The organism is Roseomonas sp. TS2, from assembly GCF_058833935.1.
This window is the reverse complement of sequence record NZ_JCACVY010000275.1, coordinates 1-4039: the sequence shown is the minus strand read 5'-3', so window position 1 is coordinate 4039 and position 4039 is coordinate 1. Positions and strand designations below refer to the sequence as shown.

3 protein-coding genes are annotated in these 4039 nt (G+C 72.1%); all 3 read left to right on the top strand.

Going from position 1 to position 4039, the window contains the following annotated elements; translation table 11 throughout:
* On the top strand, positions 1 to 2799 hold a 2799-nt coding region (gene ileS, locus ACZJYS_RS23170), incomplete at its 5' end, for an isoleucine--tRNA ligase (protein ID WP_493180481.1).
* Positions 2800 to 2839: 40 nt separating this feature from the next.
* Positions 2840 to 3337: a signal peptidase II gene (gene lspA, locus ACZJYS_RS23165; RefSeq protein ID WP_109516764.1), complete on the top strand. Its 498-nt coding sequence runs from the start codon at positions 2840 to 2842 to the stop codon at positions 3335 to 3337.
* Positions 3334 to 3921 (top strand): DUF3035 domain-containing protein, encoded by a 588-nt coding sequence (locus ACZJYS_RS23160; RefSeq protein WP_109516763.1) that lies wholly within the window; start codon positions 3334 to 3336, stop codon positions 3919 to 3921. Before lspA ends, ACZJYS_RS23160 begins: the two co-directional genes overlap by 4 nt.
* Positions 3922 to 4039 lie beyond the last annotated feature (118 nt).

The window sequence follows — 4039 nt, the reverse complement described above, 5'->3', positions numbered from 1 at the left end:
ACCGTGTTCCTGCCGCAGACCCCCTTCCCGATGCGCGGCGACCTGCCGAAGCGCGAGCCCGGCTGGCTGGAGCGGTGGGAGAAGATCGGGCTGTGGGACCGCCTGCGCGCCCAGTCGGCGGGGCGGGAGAAATTCGTGCTGCATGACGGCCCGCCCTACGCCAATGGCGCGCTGCATATCGGCCACGCGCTGAACAAGGTGCTGAAGGACGTCATCAACCGCGCCGCCCAGATGAGCGGCAAGGACGCCGAGTACATCCCCGGCTGGGACTGCCACGGCCTGCCGATCGAGTGGAAGGTCGAGGAGGAGTACCGCAACCCCAAGGGCAAGTACCAGGGCGGGCGGGACAAGGACGCCGTGCCGGTGCTGGAGTTCCGCGCCGAGTGCCGCGCCTACGCCGCCCACTGGCTGGACGTGCAACGCGAGGAGTTCAAGCGCCTCGGCGTCGCCGGCGACTGGGCCGGGCGCTACGCCACCATGGACTTCCCCTCGGAAGCCGCCATCGCCGGCGAGATCGGCAAGTTCCTGATGAACGGCTCCCTCTACCGCGGCCTGCGCCCGGTGATGTGGAGCCCGGTGGAAAAGACCGCCCTGGCCGAGGCCGAGGTCGAGTACCACGACCATAAGTCGGCCATCCTCTACACCGGCTTCCCGGTGGTGAAGGCGGGAGCCGCCGATCTGATCGGCGCCGAGGCCATCATCTGGACCACCACCCCCTGGACCATCCCGGCGAACCGCGCGCTCGCCTATGGCGGGGAGATCGACTACGCCCTGCTGACGGTGGATGGCGTGGCGGAGGGCACCACCCTGGTGCGCCCCGGCCAGCGCTTCATCGTGGCCGAGGCGCTGATCGGCGCCTTCGCCAAGGAGGTGGGGCTGGCCGCCTTCAGCGTGACGCGCGTGTTCAAGGGCACGGAGCTGGCCGGCGTCATCGCGGCCCACCCGCTGCGGAGCTGGGAAGGAAACCAGGGCGGCTACCAGTTCGAGGTGCCGCTGCTGGAGGGCGAGTTCGTCACCACCGAGGCGGGCACCGGCCTCGTCCACATGGCCCCCGCCCATGGCGAGGACGATTTCCACCTGACCCGCGCCCATGGCATCGCCGTGCCGGAATGCGTGGGGGATGACGGCACCTACACGGTGCAGGCGCCGGGCTTCACGGGGCTGCACGTGTTCAAGGCGCATGACGCGGTGTGGGCGGCGCTGGAGGCCACCGGCCACCTCGCCGGCAAGGGCTTCATCACCCACAGCTACCCGCATAGCTGGCGCTCGAAGAAGCCGGTGATCTTCCGCGCGACGCCGCAATGGTTCATCGCCATGGACGATGCCAACCAGATCCGCGCCAAGTCGCTCCAGGCCATCGCCGAGACGCATTTCGTGCCGGACATGGGCCGCAACCGCATCGGCTCGATGGTGGCGGCGCGGCCGGACTGGTGCATCAGCCGCCAGCGTGCCTGGGGCGTGCCCATCGCCGTCTTCGTCGAGAAGCGCACCGGCGAGGTGCTGCGCGACCAGGCGGTGCTGGACCGCGTCTGCGCCGCCTTCGCCGAGGAAGGCGCGGATGCCTGGTACAGGCCCGGCGCCGCCGCCCGCTTCCTCGGCCCGGACCGTGACCCGGACGCCTATGAGCAGGTGATGGACATCGTCGATGTCTGGTTCGAATCCGGCTCGACCCACGCCTTCGTGCTGCGCGACCGCGGCCTGCCGGTGCCGGCCGACCTCTACCTGGAGGGCTCGGACCAGCATCGCGGCTGGTTCCACTCCTCCCTGCTGGAGAGCGTCGGCGCCAACGGCTTCGCCCCGTTCAAGGCGATCCTGACGCACGGCTTCGTCCTGGACGAGACCGGCCGGAAGATGTCGAAGTCGCTCGGCAACGTCACCGCGCCGCAGGAGGTGACGAAGCAGTACGGCGCCGACATCCTCCGCCTGTGGGTGATGAACTCGGACACGGCGGACGACCTGCGCATCGGCAAGAACATCCTGGCGCAGCAGGCGGAGCTGTACCGGCGCATCCGCAACACGCTGCGCTGGCTGCTCGGCAACCTCGACGGCTTCGAGGAGGGCGAGAAGCTCCCCCATGCCGAGCTGCCCGAGCTGGAGCGCTGGGTGCTGCACCGCCTGACCGAGCTGGACGCCCGGCTGCGCAAGGCGGTGCGGGATTACGACTGGAACGGCGTCTACCCCGAGATCCACGCCTTCTGCGCCACGGACCTCTCCGCCTTCTACTTCGACATCCGCAAGGACAGCCTCTACTGCGACGCGGCGGACAGCCCGCGCCGCCGCGCCGCCCGCACCGTGCTGGACGCGCTGCACCGCTGCCTGACCACCTGGCTCGCCCCCGTCATGCCCTTCACGGCGGAGGAGGCCTGGCTCGCCCGCTTCCCCTCCGAGGATGGCTCCGTCCACCTCGAGGATTTCTTCGCCGTGCCGGCGGAGTGGCGGGACGAGGCGCTGGCCGCCCGGTGGGAGCGCGTGCGGGAAGCGCGCCGCGGCGCCACCCAGCTGCTGGAGCTGGACCGCAAGGAGGGCCGCATCGGCTCCTCGCTGCAGGCGCGGGTGCGCTTCGGCGCGGCGGGTGAGGCCGCCCGGCTGCTGCCGCCGGAATTGTGGGAAGAGGTGCTGATCGTCTCCGAGGTGGCCATCGAGCCGTCCGGCGAGGCGCAGCCCGAGGTCGCCACCGACCTCGCGCCCGGCCAGAAATGCGAGCGCTGCTGGCGCGTGTTGCCCGAGGTCGGCGCCTCCGCCGCCCACCCCACCCTCTGCCGCCGCTGCGAGGCGGTGGTGGAGAGCGCCGCCGCATGAGCCCGAATGGCATGAGCCCGAACGGTGTGAGCCTGGGCGCATGAGCCTGAAGCTGGGGCTGCCGATCGCCGCCGGGCTGCTGGTGGCCGACCAGGCCAGCAAGTGGTGGGTCCTGGAGGTGCTGCGCCTGCCGGAGCGCTTCCAGGTGAAGCTGCTCGATTTCGGCAGCTTCGGCTTCGACTTCACCATGGTCTGGAACCGCGGCGTCACCTTCGGCCTGCTGGCGGGGGACACGGTCTGGCACCGCGCCGGCCTCGCCCTGCTGGCGCTGGCCGTCGTCGCCTTCCTGCTGCGCTGGCTGGCCCGGGCCGAGAACCGCCTCACCGCCGTGGCGCTCGGCGGCATCGTCGGCGGCGCCATCGGCAACGTCATCGACCGGCTGCGCTTCGGCGCGGTAGTGGATTTCGCCGATTTCTGGGTGGGCTCCTTCCACTGGTACGTGTTCAACCTCGCCGATGCCGCCATCGTGCTCGGCGTGGTGGCGCTGATCGCCGACGCCTTGTTCCGCCCCCGACAGACGGCTAAGGAAACGCCATGAGGCTGCTCCCCTTCCGCATCCCGGCTCTTCCCGGGGCCCGCGCCGCCCTCCTGCCGCTCGCCTGCGGTCTGCTGCTCTCCGGCTGCGGCTCGGACACGGCCCGCACCCTCGGCTTCACGCGCGACGCGCCGGACGAGTTCAGCGTGGTCACCCGCGCCCCGCTCTCCCTGCCGCCGACGCTGGGGGACCTGCCGCCGCCGCGGCCCGGCACCCCCCGCCCGCAGGAGCTGCGCGGCCGCGCCGCCGGCGAGGCCACGGTGGCGCCGGGCGCCGCCTTCGGCGTCGGCGCCTCCAGCGCCCCCTCCTCGGGCGAGATGGCGCTGCTGGCCGAGGCCGGGCCGCGCGTCCCCACCGGCATCCGCGGCCAGGTGGACGAGGAGAGCACCCGCCTCGACCAGCCCGACCGCAGCGTGGTGGACCGGCTGATGTTCTGGCGCGACGCCCCGGCGCCCGGCGTGGCGGTGGACCCGCAGCGCGAGTCGCAGCGCCTGCGCGAGAATTCCGCCCTCGGCCGCGAGCCGGTGGATGGCGAGACCCCGGTGATCCAGCGGCGCCGCGAGGGCCTGTTCGAGAGGCTGTTCTGAACGGCCCGGCGCCGGATCTGCCGGAGAGCGGCGGGCCGTCGCCCGCCGGCCCTGGTGGCATGGCGGGGGACGCCCCATGTGAGGCGGCGATGTGCGCCCTCTCCCGTCGCGCGGCCAT

Excerpts from the sequence above, each read along its gene's own strand:
- lspA (WP_109516764.1), top strand. The coding sequence starts at position 2,840 with ATGAGCCTGAAGCTGGGGCTGCCGATCGCCGCCGGGCTGCTGGTGGCC.
- ACZJYS_RS23160 (WP_109516763.1), top strand. The coding sequence starts at position 3,334 with ATGAGGCTGCTCCCCTTCCGCATCCCGGCTCTTCCCGGGGCCCGCGCC.